23 protein-coding genes are annotated in these 24,645 nt (G+C 54.4%); 9 read left to right on the top strand and 14 right to left on the bottom strand.

Translation table 11 applies throughout. The features are described 5' to 3' along the window. Positions 1-56 precede the first annotated feature (56 nt). Together ACZ5FM_RS20555 and ACZ5FM_RS20550 are read left to right on the top strand one after the other, a co-directional pair. On the top strand, positions 57-359 hold the full coding sequence (locus ACZ5FM_RS20555; RefSeq protein ID WP_464040580.1) for a DUF6522 family protein: 303 nt from the start codon (positions 57-59) through the stop codon (positions 357-359). A 75-nt stretch (positions 360-434) separates the two neighbouring features. Beyond that, a complete protein-coding gene (locus tag ACZ5FM_RS20550; protein WP_464040579.1) occupies positions 435-1,454 on the top strand; it encodes a LacI family DNA-binding transcriptional regulator in 1,020 nt (339 codons plus the stop codon). Between the two features lie 19 nt (positions 1,455-1,473). On the opposite strand, the gene ACZ5FM_RS20545 is transcribed toward ACZ5FM_RS20550, so the two are convergent. The 8 genes from ACZ5FM_RS20545 to ACZ5FM_RS20510 all read right to left on the bottom strand — a co-directional run bounded on the left by ACZ5FM_RS20545 (position 1,474) and on the right by ACZ5FM_RS20510 (position 9,833). Continuing rightward, the gene (locus ACZ5FM_RS20545; protein ID WP_464040578.1) at positions 1,474-2,487 is read right to left on the bottom strand and encodes a hypothetical protein; all 1,014 of its coding nucleotides are present in this window, start codon (positions 2,485-2,487) and stop codon (positions 1,474-1,476) included. 13 nt (positions 2,488-2,500) lie between these two features. Beyond that, positions 2,501-3,487 carry an ABC transporter permease gene (locus ACZ5FM_RS20540; RefSeq protein ID WP_464040577.1) on the bottom strand — a complete coding sequence of 329 codons (987 nt, stop codon included), beginning with the start codon at positions 3,485-3,487 and terminating at the stop codon, positions 2,501-2,503. Between the two features lie 15 nt (positions 3,488-3,502). Further along, on the bottom strand, positions 3,503-5,005 hold the full coding sequence (locus tag ACZ5FM_RS20535; RefSeq protein WP_464040576.1) for a sugar ABC transporter ATP-binding protein: 1,503 nt from the start codon (positions 5,003-5,005) through the stop codon (positions 3,503-3,505). Between the two features lie 73 nt (positions 5,006-5,078). Then, complete coding sequence (locus ACZ5FM_RS20530; RefSeq protein ID WP_259146732.1) at positions 5,079-6,041, bottom strand: substrate-binding domain-containing protein; 963 nt, start codon at positions 6,039-6,041, stop codon at positions 5,079-5,081. A 65-nt stretch (positions 6,042-6,106) separates the two neighbouring features. Next, the gene (locus ACZ5FM_RS20525; RefSeq protein WP_464040575.1) at positions 6,107-7,156 is read right to left on the bottom strand and encodes a carbohydrate kinase family protein; all 1,050 of its coding nucleotides are present in this window, start codon (positions 7,154-7,156) and stop codon (positions 6,107-6,109) included. Beyond that, positions 7,156-7,827, bottom strand: coding sequence for a D-lyxose/D-mannose family sugar isomerase (locus ACZ5FM_RS20520; protein WP_192489308.1), 672 nt, complete (start codon positions 7,825-7,827; stop codon positions 7,156-7,158). Before ACZ5FM_RS20520 ends, ACZ5FM_RS20525 begins: the two co-directional genes overlap by 1 nt. Next, positions 7,827-8,981: a Gfo/Idh/MocA family protein gene (locus ACZ5FM_RS20515; protein ID WP_464040574.1), complete on the bottom strand. Its 1,155-nt coding sequence runs from the start codon at positions 8,979-8,981 to the stop codon at positions 7,827-7,829. Before ACZ5FM_RS20515 ends, ACZ5FM_RS20520 begins: the two co-directional genes overlap by 1 nt. 27 nt (positions 8,982-9,008) lie before the next feature. Further along, complete coding sequence (locus ACZ5FM_RS20510; RefSeq protein WP_464040573.1) at positions 9,009-9,833, bottom strand: class I fructose-bisphosphate aldolase; 825 nt, start codon at positions 9,831-9,833, stop codon at positions 9,009-9,011. A gap of 258 nt (positions 9,834-10,091) precedes the next feature. On the opposite strand from ACZ5FM_RS20510, the gene ACZ5FM_RS20505 reads away from it, so the two are divergent. Then, positions 10,092-11,297 carry a carboxylate--amine ligase gene (locus ACZ5FM_RS20505; protein WP_464040572.1) on the top strand — a complete coding sequence of 402 codons (1,206 nt, stop codon included), beginning with the start codon at positions 10,092-10,094 and terminating at the stop codon, positions 11,295-11,297. Positions 11,298-11,323: 26 nt separating this feature from the next. Continuing rightward, positions 11,324-12,376, top strand: a complete 1,053-nt coding sequence (locus ACZ5FM_RS20500) for a polysaccharide deacetylase family protein (protein ID WP_464040571.1) — start codon at positions 11,324-11,326, stop codon at positions 12,374-12,376. Positions 12,377-12,394: 18 nt separating this feature from the next. On the opposite strand, the gene ACZ5FM_RS20495 is transcribed toward ACZ5FM_RS20500, so the two are convergent. The 6 genes from ACZ5FM_RS20495 to ACZ5FM_RS20470 form a co-directional block, all read right to left on the bottom strand. Then, positions 12,395-13,471, bottom strand: coding sequence for an ABC transporter ATP-binding protein (locus tag ACZ5FM_RS20495; protein WP_464040570.1), 1,077 nt, complete (start codon positions 13,469-13,471; stop codon positions 12,395-12,397). A 37-nt stretch (positions 13,472-13,508) separates the two neighbouring features. Next, complete coding sequence (locus ACZ5FM_RS20490) at positions 13,509-14,576, bottom strand: Gfo/Idh/MocA family protein (protein ID WP_312947604.1); 1,068 nt, start codon at positions 14,574-14,576, stop codon at positions 13,509-13,511. Further along, positions 14,569-15,582, bottom strand: a complete 1,014-nt coding sequence (locus ACZ5FM_RS20485) for a Gfo/Idh/MocA family protein (protein ID WP_464040569.1) — start codon at positions 15,580-15,582, stop codon at positions 14,569-14,571. The genes ACZ5FM_RS20490 and ACZ5FM_RS20485 overlap by 8 nt, the downstream gene beginning before the upstream one ends. A gap of 17 nt (positions 15,583-15,599) precedes the next feature. Next, a complete protein-coding gene (locus tag ACZ5FM_RS20480) occupies positions 15,600-16,475 on the bottom strand; it encodes a carbohydrate ABC transporter permease (protein ID WP_312947600.1) in 876 nt (291 codons plus the stop codon). After that, positions 16,468-17,319, bottom strand: coding sequence for a carbohydrate ABC transporter permease (locus tag ACZ5FM_RS20475; protein WP_246787955.1), 852 nt, complete (start codon positions 17,317-17,319; stop codon positions 16,468-16,470). Before ACZ5FM_RS20475 ends, ACZ5FM_RS20480 begins: the two co-directional genes overlap by 8 nt. A gap of 108 nt (positions 17,320-17,427) precedes the next feature. After that, complete coding sequence (locus ACZ5FM_RS20470) at positions 17,428-18,717, bottom strand: ABC transporter substrate-binding protein (RefSeq protein WP_250985137.1); 1,290 nt, start codon at positions 18,715-18,717, stop codon at positions 17,428-17,430. Between the two features lie 118 nt (positions 18,718-18,835). Between ACZ5FM_RS20470 and ACZ5FM_RS20465 the strand changes: the two genes are divergently transcribed. The 5 genes from ACZ5FM_RS20465 (at position 18,836) to ACZ5FM_RS20445 (ending at position 24,348) form a co-directional block, all read left to right on the top strand. Next, positions 18,836-19,531, top strand: coding sequence for a TetR/AcrR family transcriptional regulator (locus ACZ5FM_RS20465; protein ID WP_312947979.1), 696 nt, complete (start codon positions 18,836-18,838; stop codon positions 19,529-19,531). Positions 19,532-19,765: 234 nt separating this feature from the next. Beyond that, positions 19,766-20,908 carry a Gfo/Idh/MocA family protein gene (locus ACZ5FM_RS20460; RefSeq protein WP_464040568.1) on the top strand — a complete coding sequence of 381 codons (1,143 nt, stop codon included), beginning with the start codon at positions 19,766-19,768 and terminating at the stop codon, positions 20,906-20,908. Between the two features lie 11 nt (positions 20,909-20,919). Further along, positions 20,920-22,083 (top strand): dihydrodipicolinate synthase family protein, encoded by a 1,164-nt coding sequence (locus ACZ5FM_RS20455; protein ID WP_464040567.1) that lies wholly within the window; start codon positions 20,920-20,922, stop codon positions 22,081-22,083. Position 22,084: 1 nt separating this feature from the next. Further along, positions 22,085-23,527 (top strand): enolase C-terminal domain-like protein, encoded by a 1,443-nt coding sequence (locus ACZ5FM_RS20450; RefSeq protein WP_312947597.1) that lies wholly within the window; start codon positions 22,085-22,087, stop codon positions 23,525-23,527. Then, complete coding sequence (locus ACZ5FM_RS20445; protein ID WP_312947596.1) at positions 23,527-24,348, top strand: sugar phosphate isomerase/epimerase family protein; 822 nt, start codon at positions 23,527-23,529, stop codon at positions 24,346-24,348. Before ACZ5FM_RS20450 ends, ACZ5FM_RS20445 begins: the two co-directional genes overlap by 1 nt. Positions 24,349-24,645: the final 297 nt, after the last annotated feature.

Below are 24,645 nucleotides of genomic sequence, written 5' to 3'. Positions count from 1 at the left end.
GCATTATCCTCAAAGGCAAGCAACCAACGCCATTTGTGCGGAAATCACCAACCACCATGAGCCAGCCTCCAACAGTATCACCTAACAAAAAAGCCCCTTCTGCAAAGCGCGATGAAGACGGAAACTTCATTCTCGATGCAGAATTCATTGCCAGCCGCTTTGGCCTGCAGGAAAATGCCGTGCGCGACCTGATGCGGCGCAACCTCGTTCACAGCCTGGTCGAGGAAGGTCGCGACACTGACGCAAACACCTGGCGGCTTACCTTGCGGTGTGGCAACCGGCAGTGGCGGGCGATACTGGGGATCGATGGCGAATTACATGACGAGACCATCCGTTTCGTGTCACCTCAGTCACGATAAGGCACTGATAAAACTTGTGAACATCGCCTTTTCCAAGTATTGACTGAATACCCTCTGGGTATGGAACCCATCGACGTGAAAACAAGCATTAGAACCATTGCCAAATTGGCGGGAACCTCCGTTACCTCAGTCTCGCGCGTGCTGAACAACAGCGGCTACACGTCCGCAGATGTGCGTGAAAAGGTCGAAGCGGCAATCAAGGAACTCAACTACACGCCGAGCAAGGGGGCGCGCATGTTGCGCGGCGAACCAAGCCGCATGATTGGTTTGCTGTTGCCATCAATCGATCTGCCGTTTTTTGGTATTCTTGCCCACAGCATCGAACAACAGCTTTTTGAACGGGGCTATCAGACGCTGATTTGCAGCACCGCTGAAAACCGTGAACATGAAGAACGATACATTTCCATGCTGTTGTCGCAGCGTGTTGATGGCGTCATCGTTGCAAGCGCCTTTGGCGACCTGTCGCATTTCCGTTCTCTCGCCAGTACACAAATTCCAATCGTCGGAATTGACCGCGAAATGAGCGGCATTTCCAAAGATGCTGTTATGGCTGACCATATCGAGGGTGGACGCATGATGGCGAAACATCTTCTCGACCTTGGCCACCGCAAAATCGCCGTCATCGGCGCACCCGGTCACAGCCAGCCTATTCAACTGCGCCTTGAAGGTGTTCGCCAGGAACTTGCCGCTCACGGACTTGCGCCCGCCAAGGAAGCAATCGGCGAGGAACATCGCTTTGCGGAAATCCACGAAATGGCGCAACAGCTTTTACGCGACTGCCCCGACGTAACGGGGCTGATTGGGACAACCGATATTGCCGCGATTGCCGCCATTCATGCCATTCATCATCAGGGGCACTCTGTGCCGCAGGATTACTCGGTAATCGGCTTTGATGATTTGCCGGAAGCGTCGCACATGTTGCCGCGCCTTACCACTATTGCACAGCCCATTCGTGAGGTTGGTCTGCAGGCTGTCGAGCGGCTGGAAAAATTGATTGATGCACACCGCAAGGAAAAGGACCTTCCAGCCATGGGAGTGCTGCGCTTGCCGGTTACGCTGGTTAAGCGTGAATCCACCGGGCCTGCACGGCTTTAACCCGGTGGCAATATTGCGGTCACGACAGAACAGAAGCTGAAATCGAATAACGTGTCGTCAGGCTCTCACCGGCCGTAAAACGCCACGCTGTTGGCACACCAGCCTGATTGAGCGGATTTGAGGCCACTGAAATGCCGACCCCCAGATCGAACGCCGCCCTCACCGGCTCTGCCCCGAGTGCCAGATGTCTGTTGAGCCACGGGCGCTGGCTGCGGCCGCGATTGGAAATCCACAACATCAGGCTCGGGAAGATTTCACGGTCCCATTCAAGAACGGTGCGATAATTCTGCTCGAGATTATCGAGGACCAGCCGTCCTTCAACGACCGTCACCAGAAGAAGATTTTCGGATTGCCCCGCAAATGGCAAAGCGGTGGCATCGACCTCATCGCCGTCGCGGCTCTTTAACACGGACAGATCTGCGAAACATTGATCCTCTGCAAAACGTGACAATGGCTGGCGTTCATCCAGAGGGTGTGTCCACACACCACTGTGCGGACCGGTGTGAAGCTTGATGGCACCAGGCGTTTCCGGCAAAACAAAACAGGGATGCAGGCCAATAGGTATCTCGCAATCGCGCCGCGCCGTGATCGTTAGCTCAAATTCCAACCCCGCATTGCCGGTCACAGCTACAATACGCCGTTGCAGGGATTTGATCACGCTTGCCTGCGGATATTCAATTTCAGCCAGAAGTTCTCCTTCGCCACCAGCCGAGATGGTCCAATGGTGGTTTGAACCAATGCCATGTGGATCCTCGAATGCAGGATCAGAGATGACGGCGCGTCCTTGCGCCTCGCGCCAGCGTTCGGGAAGTGGTCGATCCGGAACCGCACCAAATGGCACGCAAGGCCATACACCGCGCAAACGCTGAAGGATGGCCGGTTGATCGGCCATATCCTCATTTGCCCAGGGAGCAACATGCAACGGCGACACTGACCGCCCATCCTCGAGGATAAAAGACACCGGTCCCAGCATGCCGCCCAGACTTTGCAGTGCTGCCTCACCCCGATCCCATAACATCGACAAATTTTGCATGTGCTTGTCTTCCTCAGCCATGGCCGGCATGTGGGCGATCGATGATCAGATTGATGAATACAGCGCCAAGGATCAGTGCGCCACGAACCACCTGCTGCGCGTAGGGGTTAAAGCCCCACAACGTCATAGCGTTCAAAAGCACACCTAAAAACAACACGCCAACAAAGGCTCCCCATATCGATCCTTTGCCCCCAAACAGGCTGACACCGCCGATGATGACAGCAGAGATGACCTCCAATTCCATGCCTTTAGCAATGGTCGGATTGCCGGAATTGAGAAGCGACGAATAAACGATACCACCCGTGACAGCAAAAAGGCTGGTGATGATCATGCACAAGGTGCGGGTGCGGCTCACAGCAAGACCTGAAAGGCGCGCTGCCTCCGCATTACCACCGATGGCGTAGACCGAACGTCCAAAGCTGGTGTAATTGGCCAGAACGTAAGCGATAATAAAGGCAATCAACAGCAGATATACCGGTACCGGAACGTGGAATATGCGTCCGCTTCCGATGAAATAATACCATGACGGGAAGGACTCGATTGGTGTTCCGTCGGTGATCAGATTGGCCAAACCGGCAAGCGTTGCCATCATCGCCAGCGAAGAAATAAAGGTCGGCACCATGAAGCGGTTTCTCAACCAGCCGTTAAAGATACCGATGCCGGCGCCGAAAGCGAATGTCAGTGCAAAGGCCGCAATAACGACCAATATAGCCGGCTCAAAGTCACCGCCTGATATCCATGACACCAGCCACGCGACAAGACATGAAGAGGCCGCCACCATGGAGCCGACTGAAAGGTCAATTTCACCAACAATGATCAGCAGTGTCATGCCAAATGCGATCATGCCGGGTACGGCGATGGTGCGCAAAATATTGAGCTGATTATCAAGCGACATGAACCCGCGTGCGGTGAACGCCACCAGCACGTAAAGGCCGATGAGGATGATCAGCATGGAGTTCCGTCGTGCGAAGGTTCCGATTTTTCCGCCGGAAAGCGTCATGGAAATCTCCTGAATTCAATGGGTTTGGTGCCGGACCATGCAGGCGGCATAGAGGGTTTTGGGATCAAGTTTCTCATTGACGAATTCGTCGGCGATAACGCCGCCGCGCAAGATGAGAATGCGGTCACAGCATTCGACCAGATCTTCCAGTTCGGTGGAGACCACGATACTGGCAAGGCCGCGCGTCGCCTGTTCCCAGATGATGTTGTAGATCTGCTGTTTGGCCAACACGTCAACGCCGCGACCCGGCTCGTCAAAAAGCAGTATGCGAGGGTCGTCATTCAGCCAGTTACCAACCACAATTTTTTGCTGGTTACCGCCGGAAAGGCTGGAAACGGGCAGCGACGGATCTCCCACCTTGATCAGCAAATTGTCGATCTGCCGTTTGACATAAGGGTCTTCGCGACCGGTGGTTATGAAACCGAGTTTGCCAATGCGCTGCATGGCGGCAAGACACAGGTTTGCATGACTGGACAGAATTTGCGCCAATCCTCCATGCTTGCGGTCTTCGGAGGTGTAACCGATACCAAATGCTTTCATGACAGGGATGGAGACGTTCGAAACGGTTTCGCCATCAACGACAATTTCACCCGTATCATGCGGTCCTGCGCCGTAGATCGCCCGCAAAAGCTCCGTTCTGCCCGAGCCGAGCATTCCCGCAATACCGACCACTTCACCGGGGTAAAGGTCGAAGGAAATGTCTTTTAGCAAAGGGGCAAGCGACAGGTTGCGCACCGAAAGGATTGGTTTGGTCCGCTCTTTGGGGTGCAACGGGCGATGAACCGGCTGGATTTCCCCAAACATCATTTCAAGAATGACCGCAGGTGTCGCCTCCTCAATCGAGCAAGAGCCCGTGAAAACACCATCCCGCAGCGCTGTTACCGTGTCGGCAATCTCGGTCAGTTCTGCCAGTCGATGCGAAATATAGATGATCGTCACACCGCGATCCCGCAGACGCCGGACAAGTTCAAACAATTGTTTGACTTCAGCCTGGGCGAGCGCCGAGGTCGGTTCGTCCAATTGCAGCACAATCGGTTTGAACGACATCGCCTTGACGATTTCCACCACCTGCTGGCGTCCGACGGATAAGGCACCAGCGGGAATATCCGGATCAATGTCACCCGCCCCCATATCATTGAGCAATTGGGCCGCACACTTGCGCAACGCAGGCCAGTCAATAAACGGCGTGCCTTTACGCTTGGGCAAACGTCCCATGAAGATGTTCTCGGCCACACTCAAATGTGGCACAAGGCTTAGTTCCTGATAAACCGTGACAATACCCGCTTCCAGCGCGTCGGATGGGCGCGAAAAGCGGCATACTTCACCATTCAGAATGATCTCGCCCTTTGTCGGTTCGGTGGCACCGGACATCATCTTGATGAAGGTGCTTTTACCTGAACCGTTTTTACCAAGCAGGGCGTGAACCTTCCCCCGTTCAAAGGAGTGGTTGAAGTCGTCGAGCGCCGTCACCCGGCCATAATGCTTGGTGAGGCCACGCAATTCGAGGACGGAAGACATACGTTCTCCGTTATGTTGTCTGGAGGGTGGGAGAATGCGCACGGCATAAATTGATTATGCCGTGCGCGTTTCCTTACTTCTTGAGGCTTTCGGCAAAGGCCTTTACGCCGTCAGGATCAGCGCGTGACAGCAGCAGAGCCGGAACGGTCGTCTGTTCAGCCACCTTGTCGCCCTTAAGAATGGAAAGAGCGGCATCGACACCCTGTGCGCCCATGTCGAATGGAGACTGCGCAGTAACGGCCTGCAGAACATTGTCATTGGCCATCAAGCCTTTGGCAAGCTGTTCGGAACCGTCGATACCGAAGACATAAACGGAACCAGCCTTTCCAGCATTGCGCACAGCCTGCATGGCACCAATCGTACCACCTTCATTGGCCGCGTAGACCACATTGACGTCAGGGTTGGCAGTGAGAATGTCGGTGGCGACAGACACGGCCTTTTCTGGAAGCCATGCGTCCTGTTCGGTCACGACATCAACGGTATTGCCTTCAGCTGCGGCTTCCTTGAAGCCCCCTGTGCGCTCACCACTTTGTTCCGGCAGCAGCGACTTGAAGCCCAAAATGGCAACCTTTGCCTTACCGCCCAGAGTTTCAGTGATGAATTTGCCTGCCGCCTTGCCGGTAGAAATGCCAAGATCCTTGTTTGAGGTCGAGAAGGTTGCCTGTGCAATACCGGCATCGGTCAGGCCACCGTTGACGGCGACTACGACGATGCCTGCGTCACGGGCGCGCTTCAGAGCTGCGGCCGAGTTCTTGGCAGACACAGGGGCAATGACGATCGCATTCACCTTGCGGGCGATATAGGTATCGATCGCCTGCGTTTCCTTGGCCTGATCGCCATCGATATTGATTTCAAGAATTTCCGCACCGGCTTTTTCAGCTGCACTGCGCATCCCGGCCTGCAGGGATTTCATGAACTGGTCGCCCTGGAACACGATGCTTGCCACCACCGGTTTGTCGGCAGCCTGTGCCAGCATTGGCGCCATGCTGACAGATGTAATCAAACCCAATGCTGCGGCTTTAAGATATGCCTTCATGCTATTCTCCTCCCTTGTGTTGATGGTACCGGCCTTCGCATACTCCTTCTGCGAAAAACCGGGATTTAGCCGAATGCCGGTCTCGCCTCCTTTGTTTCCTCAACGAGAACGGACATATGCGGAATTCCATCGGTGGCGGTTGCGCCACCGAGACAATGGGCCGCCGCGCGATGCGCGACAGCGGCAATTCTGGCAGAGGGCCAGCCCTCATGCAGGCCGTAAAGAACAGCGGCGCAGAAAGCATCTCCAGCACCGACTGGGCTTACGATCTCTTCTACTGCGACCGGAAGCGAGTGGGTTGTGATCGCCTCGCATCCACGCTCAAGCCATAAAGAAAGCTCTGGTGCATGGATGATTGCGCCACGCCGCACGCCACCAGCCAGCAAACTGTTGCCTGCCTGGTGAACGGCATCAACGAGCAACTTGCCTTGGCTGTCACGAACGGCAATTCCCGTCGCCCGACCGGCTTCGATCTCGTTTATGATAACGTAGTCGCAATAGGGCAAAGCAACGCCAACCTGACGCTGGAAGGCAGGGTCCTCGCTGGAAACGAAATCCACGCAGGTCAGCAATCCGACCTTTTGCGCAGCTTCCAGCAGATGACTGGCACCGGAGCGTCCATCACCATCAAGCTTGTCCAACCCCGGCAGCAACATGAGATAGCCCAGATAAAAAAGGCGATACCCCTGTTGGGCATAGGACGCCATGTTGATCGACGCCTGCGTCATGTCATCATTGGCACCCCCATGGTAGAAGAAGGTCCGGCTTTGCCCGGGAACCGTCATCACATGGGTATGGGCTGTCGCAGCTTCACCTGACGACACCATGCCTGAAACATCGATGCCGTGTTGTGCAAGACGTTCGCGGACAAACAGGCCATCAGCATCATCACCAAGGCAGCCGGCTGCAGAAAGCCCGCCGCGAAAACCAAGCGAAGCAAGGTCAGTCACAACATTGGCGGCTCCGCCACCAACGCCGATGTCCTGATGCAAGATGTGCGTGAGATTACCCTGCTCCGGCCAATAGGACAGTGCATGGACGCGATCCACGATGAAATTTCCGGCGCAGACAATACCTCCAGAATGTCCGCCTTTTGTCTCCTCCCCCAAAGACATCAGCCGCCCCCTTCGTTCCAGAGAGGCCGGAAGGGTGGCTCGTCCTCCTCAATGTCCGCAAAGCGTCCAATCGGTTCAAGGAAGAAGTTATCGTTGCGGTCGTCATTGACCTGGCTGACCTCGCCGACCAGCACCGGTCCGTCACCTGCCTTGCCGTAGAACCGGTGGTAAAGACCGGGATGGATCGTCACGCTCTGTCCGGGAGACAGCTCAAGCTCTTCCCACTGCGCCAACAGCTGTGGCAGGCCGTCAACTAGCACAACAACATCCTCACTGCTCGACGTACCATCTTCATTCGCAGCACAGAACTCGATCACCAGCGTACCGCCGCCACGATTGATGATGTCTTCCATCTTGGCTTTGTGAAGATGTGCGGGCGTCATTTGCCCTTCGGCAACGAACAGCAATTTTTCGGCGTAGGTCCGTTCATCAGCCTGGCCAACGATGCCGTTGCGCAGGCAAAAAAGCACAAGACCACACTCAGCAAACCTGCCGCTGCCAAAGTCTGTCACATCCCAGCCCAATTGGTGGGCACGCAGATAGGCAGCATCTTCGGGTCGGGCTGCAAGTGTTTCACCGGTCCAGTCACCCCACACCGGAAGCGACCATTTCCAGTTATCCAGCATCTCAACGGCAAATTTAAGGGCCGTGTTGATTTCGGAGCGCTTCATCAGGACGCCCCCTCAGCATAATTGACGGAAACAACGCGATTTTCGCGGCCAGACTGCAAGGCCGCCGTCAACACGGCATGATGTGCAGCGGCTTCTTGCGGTGTCGCGCAATGGAAACCTCTACCATTACCACCCGCCAATTCGTCAACGAATGCGGCCCACATTTGCTGGATGGCATCGGCAAAACCGAACTCGAAAATCTTGCCTGTTATCGCAGGGAAAAGCGAACCATATCCGAGATCTTCGGTGCTCCAGGCCTGGCTGGCGCCATTATAGTCCATCCACTGCCACTGGCGTGGAGACTTGGTGCTGAAATAGGCGCTCTTTTTCATACCGAGAATGCGGATATACCAGGTGTTGGATTCACCGGGCGCAATACGCCAGGTTTTCAGCACCATGGGAAAGTCCTGATCCTGCGTCGTGACACGAGCGCTGATGGTCGCATTGTCCCAGGTGGTGCAGGGTGCAACGCCGCCCTTGCCGTCTGGACGTTCCGTTACCTTCTTCACCAATTGCGCGTGAAGGGTGGAAGGGCGCCAGCCGAGACGCAGCGGTACATGCAGCACGTGCATGCCAAGATCACCCATGCAACCGTAGGCGCCGTTGATGTGTTCCATACGCTTCCAGTTGATCGGCTTTTGCCGATCAATGTCGGAAGAATGCAGGAATCCCGCTTCGACTTCCAGGATCTCTCCCATCTCACCACTACGCGCCAGATCAATGACTTTCTGCGCACCGGGGAAAAACGGCATTTCAGACGAGCAGCGCACCACGAGTTCAGGTTTTTCACTCAAAACCTTCATGATCTCGCTGTTTTGTAACTGATCCATGCCAAACGGTTTTTCGCCGAGCAGATGTTTGCCTGCCTGAAGGATATCCGTGTAGAATTCGGCATGCAGGACATGCGGAACGGCGCAATAAATGGCATCCACATCCGGATTAGCCAGCAGTTCCTTATAGTCCGTTGTGCGCTGTCGAACGGTTGGTACGTTGTCGCTGAACCAGTCCATCAAGGTGGTGTTCGTATCGCACACCGCAACAATTTCTGGTCGTGCTTTCGCATCCACCAAGTGCAGCCAGCGCGCGGCCGCACTTGCAAATTCACGACCCATCAGACCGCAGCCGATAACGCCGAAGCGCAAAATCTTCGTCATAACATTCCTCCCTTCGTTACCGCACGGTTAGCCGAGAAGGCGTGCCGCTTCCTCTGCAGTTACACCGTCGTGAACGATAGCCATCAGCGCCTGTGTCATACCCTTGGGATTGTTGTGCTGGATTACGTTACGACCATAGACAATGCCGCGAGCGCCCTGCTCCATCAGCACCTTGGTGCGTGACAGGATTTCCTGATCACTGACGCGGCCACCGCCACGCACCAGCACGGGAAGCCCCTGCGCAATCTCGATAACGCGGTAATATGCTTCAACGTTGTCGCATGGATCGGCCTTGATGATATCAGCGCCCAATTCAGCAGCCTGGCGTACCAAAGGCAGGATTTTATCAATCGCGCCGTCAACCATATAAGCGCCCTTGGAATTGTCCTGCATGACCAGAGGCTCAACCATCAATGGCATGCCGTAGATTTCGCATTCGCGCTTGAGAATGTTCACATTGCGCACGCAGGCCTGGTAAACCTCAGGCTGGTTCGGCAACATCAGTAGATTGACCACCACGCAGGCCGCATCCAGCACAACGCCTTGTTCGACAGCCCGGTCAATCACTTCTGAAAACAGGACGGATTGAAGTGGATTGCCGTAGATATTGGCGACGTCGGTGCGCAGCACCAGGGCTGGACGGTCCTTGCCTGGAATAGCCTGAAGAAGGGGTGCTGTGCCCGGCGGAAGCTGAATGGCATCCGGTTTTGCTTCAGCAATCACCTGAATGGCGGTTTTCATGTTTTCAATGCCCGCAAGGAACGTGCGCTCATTGAACATGCCGTGGTCGATTGCCACGTCAAAGCAGTTTCCGGACGTGCCGAAAAGACGATTGAGGCGTGCTGCCTTCATGATGGTTCCCCCCAATATGGTAACGTTTCCATATTTTGCTATCGGGTTCAAGAGCGAGCGTCAACAAAAATGTGGTAACGTTTCCACATTCTGTTTCAGATATTCGAGCATAGGCAATTCGAAGCCAGTGAAACTATTCAGACGGCATTGGTGCGTGTCCCGCAGGAATTAAGGGTTTGCTTGTCATTTGGGCGTATCGTTCTAACGTACCAGCCCCGCCTAGCCGTCCTTGTTCGGCGCCCTTTCAGGACCAAAATCTTGCCACGCACAGCCATTTCACCGCAATCGACAGGTGTCGTTATCCTTGGCGGAGCGCACGGAGCACTGGCATTGGCAAGAAGCCTCGGGCGCTCAGGCATAAAGGTACATTATATCAGTAATGATTCCCCCCTCACCGGCTGGTCGCGCTTCGTGCAAAAGCAGATCAGATGGCCAGGCGCGGACCATGCGGACGCAATCGGCTTCCTTGTGGATTTTGCTCGTAAAAACGCATTGCAAGGTAGTCTTTTGGTGCCGGCCGGCGATGCAGAGGTTTTACTGGTCTCGCAAGAGAAACAGATCCTGCAAGCGGAATACCGCATCATGTTACCGCAATGGCAAGAGCTGCAATGGCTGTGCGACAAACCTCTTCTCTACAAGCGTGCAGAGGAACTGGGGCTGCAATATCCACGCACATACGAACTGGCATCCACCGAAGAAGCGCACTTGCTGGCGCCCACATTCCCAGTGATCTTGAAACCCAATATGGGTGGTGGAAACAGCCGAATCGTCAAGGCAAAAGTCATCAGGGCTGATGACAAGACGACATTTATTGACAGTTTCACCGATGCTGCCGGAGAAATTGGTGCGCGCAATGTTGTTGTGCAGGAACTTATCCCTGGCGGTGGTGAAAGCCAGTTTTCCTATGTCGGCTTGTGGCATGATGGAAAAGCGGTGGCTGAATTCACGGCGCGCCGCACCCGGCAATATCCGGTCGATTTCGGCTTCACCAGCACCTATGTCGAGGTCGTCAGCGAACCTGCACTGATCGAAGCATCGCACAAGCTACTCTCGTCCCTGACATTTAGTGGTCTGGTCGAAATTGAGTTCAAACGCCATGCTCTCAACGGCACCCTCAATATTCTCGACGTCAATCCAAGACCCTGGGCCTGGCTCGCACTTTCAGCCGCAGCCGGTATCGATTTCGGCCCAATGATGTGGAACATCGCCCAAGGATATCAGACACCAGTATCTGCCACCGCAAAGCCCGGAACAGCATGGATTTACGCTGTTCGTGACCTCGCTGCGGCAATGACACTCATCAAACGCGGCAAGCTGCGAATGGGAACGTTCATCCGTTCCTTCACCAAAGTGCGCGCCGTGGCGGCGTTTGCCTGGAAAGATCCCCTGCCAGGCCTGCTTGACCTGCCGTTAACCGCATGGCGTGTATTGACACGCAGAGTACTCAACCTGTCAAAGAAGTAAAATCGCGAGACAACCGGACCGATCCCATGTTCTCTTTGAAATCCGCAAAGCGCATCCTGAAATATGAGATTATCAGGGCCGGTCTCGAAGTCTCTGCCATCCCGGTTATTCGGGCCTTGTTTCCCAAAGCAGGTGGACGGGGCCTCATTTTCACCCTGCATCATGTCCGCCCGGATGCGCCACCCGCCTTTGGCCCGAACGCCATTCTCTCGGTCACCCCGCAATTCCTGGAGGAAGCGATCAACGCCGCGCTGGAATTGAACCTCACGCCGGTACATTTGCATGATCTGCCAGCCCTGCTGAGCGACCCGACAGATGTCAGGTCATTTGTGGCATTCACGTTGGATGACGGCTATCGCAACAATGCGCAGTTTGCGGCGCCTATCTTCCGCAAATACAAAGTTCCCTACACGATATTCATATCCCCGGGCCTCACACAACGCACGCGTTCCATGTGGTGGGAAACCGCGGAGGCGCTGGTCCGCCAACAGGACAAATTTGACTTTGATTTTGGCCAAGGCACTGAAACCATAATAGCAGCAAGCCTAACGCAAAAATACGATGCGTTTGACCGTCTTGCCGCCTTCGTGCACTCAAATGATGAGGATGTCGCCGTTGCACGCATTGACGCGGCAGCGCGTCAGTATGGCGTCGATCCGCTCAGCATTGTCGATAATCTCATCATGACAACGGATGAGTTGCGCCAACTGGTAAGCGACGATGCATTTGCGCATATGGGTGCGCATACCATGACACATGTTAATCTGAAACGTGTCGACCAAGCACGACTGGAAAGTGAAATCCGCCAGTCAATTTCGATATTGCACGGCTTTACAGGCGTCAAGCCGCGCTCGTTCTCTTATCCCTACGGCTACAAGTCGGCAACTGGAGAACGCGAAGCGGATGCCGTTGTAAGTGCTGGCATCCCGGTCGCCGTCACCACGCAACCGGGTGTTCTGTCGAACGCCAGTCGTGACAACATGGGACTTCTACCTCGCGTTTCCCTGAATGGGCTTTTCCAAAAAAAACGCTATGTGAAAACACTGGTGTCCGGCATCCCGTTCAAGATTGCAAAATAGACAGGGGACGGAGCATCCTCAAAGCCTGCGCCCATCAGCGCCAAAGATGTGTGTATTTGCAAGCTCAAACGCCAGCGGAATGGTTTCACCAATCCTGATGTGCTTTTGGCCATCCAGCAGCACCGTAGCAGACTGGCCATCCACTGTATTGGTGTAGACAACGGTCGAACCACCCAAATGCTCGACAAGCTGAATTGCGCCCTGACCAAGGGTCGCGGACTGTGCCTGCGGTTCAACATGTTCGGGCCGCAAACCAAACGTCAGTGGCTCGCCGTCTTGCGCCGCCAATGGTTTCTCAAGCTGTATTTTCTGGCCTGCAACCTCTAAAGTCCGCTTTGAACCATCGTCGGCCGCCAGTTTCGCATTAAGAAAATTCATCTTGGGCGAGCCAATGAAGCCTGCAACGAACTGATTTGCTGGATGGTTATAGAGGTCGAGCGGCTTGCCGACCTGCATGATATGTCCGTCCCGAAGCACAACAATCTTGTCCGCCATGGTCATGGCTTCCACCTGGTCATGCGTCACATAAATCATCGTACTGCCAAGTGTCTGGTGCAGTTTGGCAATTTCAACGCGCATCTGCACGCGCAGTTCGGCATCAAGGTTGGACAGAGGTTCATCGAACAGAAATATCTTGGGTTCGCGCACAATTGCACGCCCAATCGCAACACGCTGACGCTGGCCACCGGAGAGTGCTTTTGGCTTGCGCTGCAACAGCGGACCAATCTGCAGAATATCAGCTGCCTTATTGACGCGTGCTTCGATTTCCGGCTTCTTGTAACCGGCCGTTTCCAGACCAAAAGCCAGGTTCTTGTAAACACTCATATGCGGGTAGAGCGCATAGGACTGGAACACCATGGCTATGCCACGCTTGGACGCAGCCGTCTCATTCACCCGCTCACCATCAATGCGCAATTCGCCGCCGGAGATTTCTTCCAGCCCGGCAATCATGCGCAGCAGCGTTGACTTGCCACAGCCGGAAGGACCGACAAAAACCGTAAACTCACCCGGCTCAATTTGCAGGTCGATGCCGTGGATGACTGGCAGCGAACCATAACGTTTGACGATTTTTTCCAGTTTAATGCTGCTTGCCATATCGTTTCCTCCCGTCCGGCAGCCTAGATCCAGCCTGTTAAGGCCGCCAGCTCTTGTACTTCGGATGGGCCTGCGTAATCGGCAGGGCAACATCGCTGTTGGTATCGTTTGAATGATAAATCGCCGTCAAAAGCTCCAAGGAGCGGTGCGCGTCATCACTCGTCACCGGTGGGCGTTCTCCTTTTTCAAGCGTCTCATAAAAGGCTGCCATCTGGCCGTTGAACCGTCGACCGATCGGCGGCATTTCTTTGACAAGCTCAGCGATTTTCAAACCGATCTCTTCATTTGCAGGAATGATCTGCCAGGGCCCATCCCCGGGCGAATAGGCAGAATGCACACTTTCGAAGGTGACATTTTCAAATGCGAGCCGAAGACGGCTTATCTCGTCCTGAGACCCCAACGTGCAGGTGGCGGAAACAAGCGCACCATTTTGCATCAGAAGGCTGGCTGAAACACAATCCTCAACCTCAATGGCATTTACCCGCGTTGCCGTGCGCGCAAAAACTCGCTCAACCGGCCCCATGAGATATGTCAGCATGTCATGCAGATGGATTGCGTGGGTCATCAGCACACCGCCTAGCTCGGTTGCCCAGCGTCCACGCCATGGATTGTCGTAATAATCGGCAGTACGCTTCCAGAAGGTTTCGGCGGTACCAGCATAAGGTTTACCTGCCAAACCGTTTTCAATGATGTGACGTGCCTGCGCGACACCTTCACCATATCGATACTGGAAAATCGGCATGAGAACGCCTTTTGCGGTCTGTTCGGCACGCCTTACTTCATCCACTTCCGCCAATGATCCTGTCAAAGGCTTTTCGCAAACGACATGTTTTCCTGCGGCAAGCGCCTGCAGGATGAGCTTAGTATGCGTGGCGGGCGGCGTGCAGATATCGATGATGTCGATATCTTCCATAGCCATCACCTCATCGGACAGGCATGTCCGCGTTTTGACACCGAACTCATCAGCAACCGCATTCAGCCTGACCTCATCGAGATCACACAACACAGCAACCTCATATTTGTCGGCATGCGGAAAATATCCCTCTTCCATATGCGACTTGCCGATACCGCAGCCGATAATGCCTACCTTGTAACGCTTAGCCATGGATTTTATCCTCCGCCAGCTTCTGGGCCTTCAGGGCAAGTTCCATCGCCGCGTAACAACGGGCCTGCGGCATCGCCGTTTCGGTACGGTTTCGGATATCGGCAAGCAGTTGCGCACCATAGGGAAGCTGCACATCGGAGCAATCGATGTATTGAACACCCTTTTTGTCGCTGAGGAACAGGTGATTGCCACCTTCACGACCAGCAACGTCAATATTTTTGCGCAGTTCGATTGCGCCTTCTGTTCCAGTGATAAACAGACGACCATCACCCCAGCTCGGCAACCCTTCGGGTGTAAACCAGTCTACTCGGATAAAGCCATCGGCATCAGCCGTCGAAAGATGGATGTCACCGCTATCCTGCAGGCCGGGAAACTGCGAATTGGCACGGTTTGAAACCGTTGCAGACAGGATGTCGGCCGCATCTGACCCGGTGAAAAACAGGAACTGTTCGCACTGGTGTGACGCTATATCAACCAGAATACCGCCATATCGCTCGCGTTTGAAAAACCACTCAGGGCGGGTCGGTGCGCGCAAACGATGTGGCCCAAAACCGGCCGTCGACACCACTTTGCCAATTGCACCGTCAGCAATCAATTCACCCGCTTTGACGGTCGCCCGATTTTCGAAATGCTCTGAGTAGAGAATAGAGAAAATACGGCCAGTTTCTTCCTGAACGCGTTTTACCTCGGCAAGTTGTTCAAGCGTGGTCATTCCAGGTTTATCAACCATCACATCCTTGCCCGCCTTCATGGCCTCGATGGCGATGCCGGCACGCTCATCGGGGATGGCAGCGCTGATAATCAGGTCGATGGTTTCGTCTTCAATAAGGCGGCGCTTTTCATCAAATCGCTGTGCGCCGGGGAATTTCGCGCTGTAGGCCTGGGACAAGTCGTCTTCCACTGCATGGAAACCGACAAACTCAGCGCCCGCATCCAGCAGGCAGCGGGTTTGCCCGGTAATGTGGTCGTGGTTGATGCCTATGGCTGCAAATCGAACAGGTTTCATGGGTATGCCTTGGCGTTTCAGCGTTTCATGCCGGTTGTTGCGATGCCTTCGATCAGAAGGCGCTGGAAAAACAGGAAGAAGAGGAAAACAGGTATCAGCGACAGGTTGGACATGGCGAACAAGGCTGTCCAGTCGGAGCTACCGGTGGAGTCGATGAAGGAGCGCAGACCAAGCTGCACCGTGTAGGTATTGATATCGTTCAGATAGATCAGCGGACCGAAGAAATCGTCCCAGGTCCAGATGAAAGAGAAGATCGCGGCAGTGGCAAGGACCGGCAAAGACAAGGGCAGCATGATCTTCCAGTAGATACGGAAGGGGCTGCATCCATCCATCACCGCAGCCTCGTCCAGTTCTCGCGGAATACCACGGAAGAACTGCACCATAAGAAAGATGAAGAAGGCATCGGTCGCCAGATATTTTGGCACAATCAACGGCAGTGATGTGTTGACCCAGCCAAGCTCCAAAAACATGATGTACTGCGGAATGAGCACAACGTGATAGGGCAGCATCAATGTGCCCAGCATCAAGGCAAACCAGAAATTGCGCCCACCAAACCGTAGTCTCGCAAAGGCGAAGGCCGCCAGCGAACATCCGACCACATTGCCTATGGTTGCCAGCACTGCGATGAAAAACGAGTTCCAGAAGAACTGGCCGAAACTGACCTGCAAACCTGTCCAGCCACGGATATAACCGCCGAGATCAAGTGCCGATGGAATAAGCGACGAGGAACCGAACAGTTCCTCCTGCGGTCGGAACGAGCCGGAGATCATCCACAAGATGGGATAGAGCATGCCGATCGAACTAATGATCAGGGCCACATGCAACAAGGTGGAGCGAAGCGGCGAACGTTGAACTTCGGTTCCCGGACGTGGGGCGGTAACAGCATCAGTCATCGTAATGCACCCAATAACGTGCGCTGAGGAAGGAGAAGGCTGTGAACAAAGAAATGATGACAACCAGGATCCATGCCAAAGCGGAGGCGTATCCCATACGGAAGAAACCAAAGGCTTCCTGATAGAGATACAATGTGTAGAACAATGTCGAATTGATCGGTCCGCCGGTACCCTCGGAGATGATGAAGGCTGGCGTAAATGCCTTGAAGGCGTCGATTGTCTGGATCACCGCATTGAAGAAAATCACTGGCGTCAGCAGCGGCAACGTAATGCGGAAAAATTGACGTGTTTTGCTGGCACCGTCCATTTCAGCCGCTTCATACATGTCCTGCGGGATCTGGCGAAGACCGGCCAGGAAGATGATCATCGGCGAGCCGAACTGCCACACGGACAGGATAACCAGCGTGTAGAGCGAATAATCAGGGTTGGAGACCCAACTTGGTCCCTCGTAACCGAACAATTGCCACAGGACCATGTTGACGAGACCGTCGGAGGCAAACAGCTGACGCCACAATACGGCAATTGCCACACTGGAACCGAGAAGCGACGGTAGGTAGAAGATAGCACGGTAGAGCGTCAGGCCCTTGATGCCGCGATTGAACGCCATCGCAACCAGCAAGGCGAAAGCCAGCTTCAGCGGCACCGACAGCAGAACATAGGTAAAGGTCACCTTCATCGCTGCGGCAAATTTCGGATCCGCCGTGGCAATGCGCACATAGTTGGATGCCCCCACCCAGTCGGGCGACTGCAGCAAATCATAATTGGTGAATGACAGGTAGAGCGAGGCCAAAGCAGGGCCCAGCGTCAGGCCGAAAAAGCCGATCAGCCATGGCAGTAGAAACATATAGGCGTGGAAGTTGCGATCAAAAACACGACGCAAACCGCCCCGTTTTGGGAGAGCCGTTTCACGGCCCTCCCTCGCAAGAATGTCAGACTGCATGGTCATTTGCGATTACTTCCGCTTCAGAACAGCTTCAGCTTCTGTGACAAGGCGCTCACCGCCCTGCTCCGGCGTCATTTTCCCAAACGATACTTCCTGGCTGGTGCGGGTCAGTACGAACGCCAGCTCACCGGCGCCGGGTGGTGGTGCAGGCGGCAAGTCACCGACATCAGGGGTAATGTCGGCGATATATTTCACCATTGCCTGGCTGACGTCGTTCAGCTTTGGACCCAACTGGCTACGCATGGCTTCTGATGCTGGCACGCCGCGTTCCACACCCAGGATATCAACGCCTTCCGGCTCAGATACGAGGAAGTTGATAAATTCAACCGCCGCTTCAGCACCCGCACTGCCATTGGCAACGCTCATCAGCATGGACGGCTTGAGATAGTGACCGGATGGCGAATCCTTGGAAACCTTTGGATAGGAGGTCAACGACAGCTTAGCCTTGTTGAGTGCCTGATAGCCGACAAACTGGTTGGAGTGAGCAAAAGCCGTCGCCGACTTGCCCGTGGTCAACGGGTTTGTTTCAATGTTCAGCTGATCAAGGGCCTGGATATCTGCGGGCACACAGGCGCCAGCTTCACGCATCTTGGCCCACATCGTAAACCACTTGGCGGCATCGCTAGCATCGTATCCCAGACCGCCTTCCGGCGTGAATAGTGACTTGCCGTTCTGGCGCAGCCAGTTTTCGTAACTGGGCTCTAGACCGCTGGAGTCAGCCGTTGCAAAATAACCGGGCTTTGGTTTGTTCTTGCCAAAGATCGTGGCATTTTCTGCAAACTCTTCCCATGTCTGGCCGGCCGATGGTGGCGTTGCTTTGGCTTTTTCCCAGGCTGCGGCATCAAAGAACATAACGCTGGAATTCACACCGAGATTGACGCCGTAAAGCTTGCCATCCACGCGGCCGGAATCGATGTTCATCTTGCCGAAATCATCAATTTTCAGCGCCTTGCCAATATAATCATCAAGTGGCGCCAGCGCGCCGCGGCGCGCATATTCAAAAATATAACGATAATCCATCTGGATCAGGTCTGGGGCATTGCGCCCGGCAACCTGTGTCGCAAGGCGTGGCCAGTAATCACTCCAGCCTGCGAATTCTCCCGCAATCGCAAGGTCGGGCTTTACCGCCTTATAGGCCTCAATGGCCTTGTTGGTACGGTCAGCTCGCTCCTGCGAACCCCACCATAACATGCGGAGGCGCGCAGCCTGCGCATTGGCAGAACCACCGCCAAGAGTTGCAAGAGTTAAGGCCGCAAGGCCTCCCGAAAGCACAGTGCGCCTGTGAAGCGTCATGGACATTGGCAACTCCTCCCATATTGAATGCCAATTGATGATGCTCGAGAACAGCTATTGCTGTTTTATAACTAATTGGTTACATGGGAACACTGATCGAACGCATTGTCAAGCGGGTGTCGTGATGGATAAAACAAATACGAATAACAATATTGATCCGGACACGAACGAGAGCGTGAAGCCTGTTCGCAAACGCGGGTCTACACAGCAGCGCAATCCGGAACGGACACGCGCGGCCATTCTAGAGGCGGCCCGTCGCGAGGTCGCAGCGAAGGGCCTGGCCGGAGCACGTATTGATGTTGTGGCGCGCAGGGCCGGCACAAACAAGCGCATGATTTATCACTATTTTGGTGACAAAGATGCGCTTTATCTTGCAGTCCTTGAAGACGCTTATCACCACATTCGTCACGCAGAACACAGACTGGACCTGACCCACAAGGCACCGTCTGCAGGTCTAAAAGAACTCGCGCTTTTTACCTGGCATTACTTTCTGGATCACCCGGAATTTCTCAGCATTCTCGCAACTGAGAACCTCAATCAGGCCCGCTATCTCAGGCAATCCACAACGATTACCGAGATGCATTCCAACTTTATCTCGGAACTGGAAAACGTGCTGAAGCGTGGCGCTGAAAGCGGTGAATTTCGAGCCGGCCTTGATCCGGTCGACGTTTATCTGACCATCGCTTCACTCGGATTTTTTTACCTGTCGAACCGCTACACGCTTTCAACAATTTTCCAGCGGGACCTTGCCGCACCGGCAGAACTCGATCAATGGGGACAGCATATTGTCGATACCGTGCTAGCCAGCATAAGACCCTGACGTCACCATCGATTCAGATACATCTGATGCCTTAAAGGCGCGCGCCGCTGCGCGCCCGTCGTTGCCTTGCATCACCCTTGCCGCCTCACGGCACAGGAAAATGGCGCCTCCATATTTTGAAAAACATCTTGACAGAACAGGCCTTTCAATTTCACAAATAACCAAATGGTTACAAGTTGCCATTGTCTGAGGAGACACCGCCTTTGGGAGAAGGTGGTCATGGGAGGAAATATCATGAAACGTATTGGCGTCATCATGCATGGCATTACTGGCCGCATGGGTTACAACCAGCACCTTGTGCGTTCTGTTCTTGCCATTCGTGATCAGGGCGGCGTCACACTAAAAAGTGGCGAAAAAGTTATGCTTGATCCGATTCTCGTCGGGCGAAACGGTGAAAAAATCGAGGCTATTGCCAAGAAACACAACATTGCGCGCTGGACGACAGATATTGACGCCGCATTGGCCAACCCGGACGATACGCTGTTTTTTGACGCTGGCACCACCCAGATGCGCGGCAGCCTGCTGACGAAGGCCATCAAGGCGGGCAAGAATGTCTATTGTGAAAAACCGATTTCCGACAACATGGAAGAAGCGATTGCAGTTGCGCGCCTTGCGGAAAACTCGGGCATAAAACATGGCGTTGTACAAGACAAGCTGTTCCTGCCGGGCCTGCGCAAATTGGCAATGCTGCGCGATAGCGGCTTCTTCGGCAAAATCCTCTCGGTTCGTGGCGAGTTCGGCTATTGGGTGTTTGAAGGTGACTGGCAGCCAGCGCAACGTCCATCCTGGAATTATCGCCTGCAGGATGGCGGCGGCATTATTCTCGATATGCTGTGCCATTGGCGCTACGTGCTCGACAATCTGTTTGGTGAAGTCAAAGCTGTGAGCTGCCTTGGTGCAACGCATATTCCACGGCGTTTCGATGAACAAGGCCGCTCTTACGTTGCCGACGCCGATGACGCCGCCTATGCCACATTTGAACTTGAAGGTGGCGTTATCGCTCACATCAATTCGTCATGGGCAGTTCGCGTTCGTCGCGACGATCTCGTCACCTTTCAAGTGGATGGCACCCATGGCTCTGCCGTGGCCGGCCTGACGAAATGCTGGACACAGCATCGCACCAACACACCTAAACCGGTCTGGAACCCGGACCAGCCGCAGACAATCGATTTTTACAAGACATGGCAGGAAGTGCCTGACAACACCGCGTACGACAACGGCTTCAAAGCCCAATGGGAAATGTTCGTTCGGCATCTGGTTGACAATGATCCTTGGCCATACGGCCTGATCGAAGGCGTCAAGGGCGTACAGCTGGCGGAACTGGGGCTAAAATCCTGGAAGGAACGCCGCTGGCTCGATGTTCCGGCCATTTCCTGAGGGAGGCGACAATGACCGAACTCAAGCTGCCGAAAGATGATCGCTCGATCGAGCTTTACACACTGAGTGGTACACCTATAGCGCTCGAAAAGCGCAGTGCCGCAGATTTTAACCGCGTGGCCTTTGCAGCCGCCCATGTTGTCGCAGACCCATTTGCAGAAAACGACCCATGGCTGACCCCGGCCATTGACTGGGAAGGCACGCTGCATTTCCGCCACCGGCTGTGGGATTTGGGGCTCGGTGTTGCCGAAGCCATGGATACCGCCCAGCGTGGTATGGGACTAGCATGGCCACAGGCGCAGGAACTGATTTCCCGCTCCCTGAAGGAAGCTGCAAGTCGCAAGGACGCATTGATCGCCTGCGGCGTCGGTACTGATCATCTGGTCGGCACCGATTACAGCCTCGATGCGATTGTTGACGCCTATCTTGAACAGCTGGATTTCGTGCAAGGCGAAGGTGGACGGGTCATCTTGATGGCAAGTCGCGCATTGGCGGCCGCAGCAAAATCACCTGACGATTATCTCGAAACCTATGCACGGGTTCTCGCACAGGCAAAAGAGAAGGTTATCATCCACTGGCTGGGTGAAATGTTCGATCCCGCGCTGGAAGGTTATTGGGGATCGGGCGATCATATGGCGGCGATGGATACCTGCCTTGCAATGATTTCTGCCAATGCCGACAAAATCGACGGCATCAAGATTTCTCTTCTTTCCAAGGAAAAGGAAATATTGATGCGTCGCCGACTGGCATCTGGTGTGCGCATGTATACCGGCGACGACTTCAATTACGCCGAACTCATTGCCGGTGATGAGCACGGCCATTCCGACGCGTTGCTTGGCATTTTTGATTCCATCGCGCCCGCCGCGTCCAAGGCACTCGCCAGTCTGAAACGTGGTGCCAACAATGAGTTCTTCGACATTTTGGAGCCAACCGTTGCGTTGTCGCGCCATATATTCAAGGCACCAACCCGTTTTTATAAAACTGGCGTTGTCTTCCTTGCTTACCTCAATGGACTACAAAACCATTTCACCATGATTGGTGGACAGGAAAGTACCCGTTCGACTCAACATTTTGCAGAGCTGTTTCGATTGGCTGACAAGGCCAATGTCTTGGCGGACCCGGATGAAGCCACACATCGCATGAAAGCATTTCTCGCTGTTCGAGGTGTCAATTGAGATGTCCGAAACACCTGTCTTGAAAATCAAGGACGCCGCAATTTACGAACGGCGTCTTGCCATGCGGGTGCCGTTTCGTTTTGGTGCGGCCACCGTAACCGAAGCAACGCAGGCTTTTCTCTCGCTGACGATCGAGGACAGCAAGGGACGCGTAGCGGAAGGTTATGCAGCCGAGTTGATGGTGCCCAAATGGTTCGACAAGAACCCGGATCTTGGAAATGCAGAGAACGAAGATCAACTGCGCCAATCGCTGCATATGGCGGTCGCCCTTGCTAGAACGGCAGAGCGTGCAACGGCTTTTGAGCTTCATGCGAGGATGGAGCCTCAGCATCACAATGATGCGGCAAAGCGCGGTTTTAACGGCCTTATCGCATCATTTGGACTTGCCCTTGTCGACCGTGCCATTCTCGACGCACTTTGCAGGCTCAATGATTTGTCCGTTACAGACGCAATCCGCATAAACCTACCCGGCATCAATGCATCGACCACGCCCGATCTTGCCGCATTTGATATGCGCGTTTTCCTCGAAGGTTTAAAACCACAACCAAGCCTCTTTCTGCGTCATACGGTCGGCTACATAGATGCGCTGCGACCTGATGACATCAAGGCCCCTCGCCTCAATGACGGCTTACCGGAATGCCTGGAAGAAGAAATCGCGACCTACGGCATACGCTACTTCAAGCTCAAGGTATCGGGACGACCAAAAGAAGACACGGAAAGACTGAAGGCCATAGCAGCAGTTCTGGCGACCCTGCCAGACTATCGGGTGACACTTGATGGTAACGAACAGTTCGCAGATGAAGACAGTGTGCTCGATCTATTGGCGCGGATTGATGCTGAACCGGCACTTGCACAGTTGCGACGCTCCCTGCTGTTCATCGAACAGCCGATAGCCAGGCATAATGCTTTCAATCAATCTGTATCCCGCCTTGCCGCCAAGGTACCGGTTGAAATTGATGAATCGGATGGCACACCAGACGCTTTCCTGTTGGCGAAAGCGCAGGGGTATCGCGGCATCTCATCGAAATCATGCAAGGGCTTTTACCGTTCGGTTCTGAACGCCATGCGCATTTCAAAATGGAATGGCGAAAATAGCGGCTGTTACTTCATGTCGGCGGAAGATTTGACCACACAGGCTGGCATCGCAGTTCAGCAGGATTTGACGCTAGCCGCCCTGCTCGGCCTTGGCCACATCGAGCGAAACGGTCACCACTATGTTAACGGCATGGCCGGAGCAACAGACAGTGAAAACCACGCCTGGCTGAGTGCGCATCCGGATCTCTACCGTAATGCAGGCGACAGCCGAGCCAAACTCAATGCCGTCAACGGCCAGATTTCTTTGGCGACAGTTATCGCGGCCAAGGGGCTTGGGGTCGCTGCCAATGCGGCGAAAGCCACATTTAGCGCCTTAGAAACATCTTCGTCAGATCAGGAGAGAACATAATGACTATCGACGGTCTTTCGATCAATTTTGCGACGATCAAACAGGGTGGTTCATTCGGCGCACTGATCGATGCCTGCCTTGCCCACGGTATCACCACCATTTCTCCGTGGCGCGATCAGGTTCACGGTGTTGGTCTGAAAGAGGCTGCCACAATCATCGAACAAAACGGCATACGCCTCAGCGGCCATTGCCGCGGTGGTTTTTTCCCCGCACCGGACCAAGCCGGACGACAAAAAGCTCTCGAAGACAACCGTCGCGCTGTAGATGAAGCAGCCGCCATGAACGCAGATTGCCTGGTCATGGTGGTCGGCGGATTACCACAGGGCTCTCGCGATATTGTAGGAGCAAGACAAATGGTTGAGGATGGCATGGCGGCACTTTTGCCCTATGCCCGTGCGGCCGGCGTTCCGCTGGCCATCGAGCCTCTTCATCCGTTTTATGCAGCAGATCGCGCATGTTTCAACACACTCAAGCAGTCGCTCGACCTTTGTGACAGGCTTGGAGACGGCACAGGCGTCGCCATTGATGTTTATCATGTGTGGTGGGATCCCGAGCTTCAGGAACAGGTGGCACGCGCTGGTCGCAACGGTCAAATTCTGGCGCATCATATCTGCGACTGGCTTGTCCCAACCACGGACCCGCTTAATGATCGCGGCATGATGGGAGATGGCGTCATCGACCTGAAAGGCTTCCGGCGCATGATAGAGGCTGCCGGTTTCCATGGCCCCCAAGAGGTGGAAATTTTCTCGCACCGCTGGCTGGCCCGTCCAGTGGACGAGGTACTGTCGACAATCGTCCAGCGCTACCAAACCGTTTGCTGATGCATATCGGACGGAAAGCAAGCGATGGCGCACCTAACGTTGGGTCTGCTTGCCACATTGGGTTTAACATCCATTAGAGCGCATTAATTGCGCCAGTATGTAAAGCTGCCGTAAAATGCATCAGCCGCGGACATAAAAAACGGCCACATCCCACCAGTCTTTTCCATCGGCCAATCGCCTTTGCCGCGCTGCGTATCCCCCATCTAAAACCAGAAATTGCTGTCTATGGACACGCATCAAGGGAACAAACAAGCCTGGCCAATCATTTCCCAATCCAGAAAACATAAGCAAGGATTG

The sequence above is a fragment of the Agrobacterium sp. 5Ca50 genome, assembly GCF_055381905.1.
Note: the sequence above shows the minus strand (reverse complement) of the source record. Positions and strands in the feature narration are given on the sequence as shown.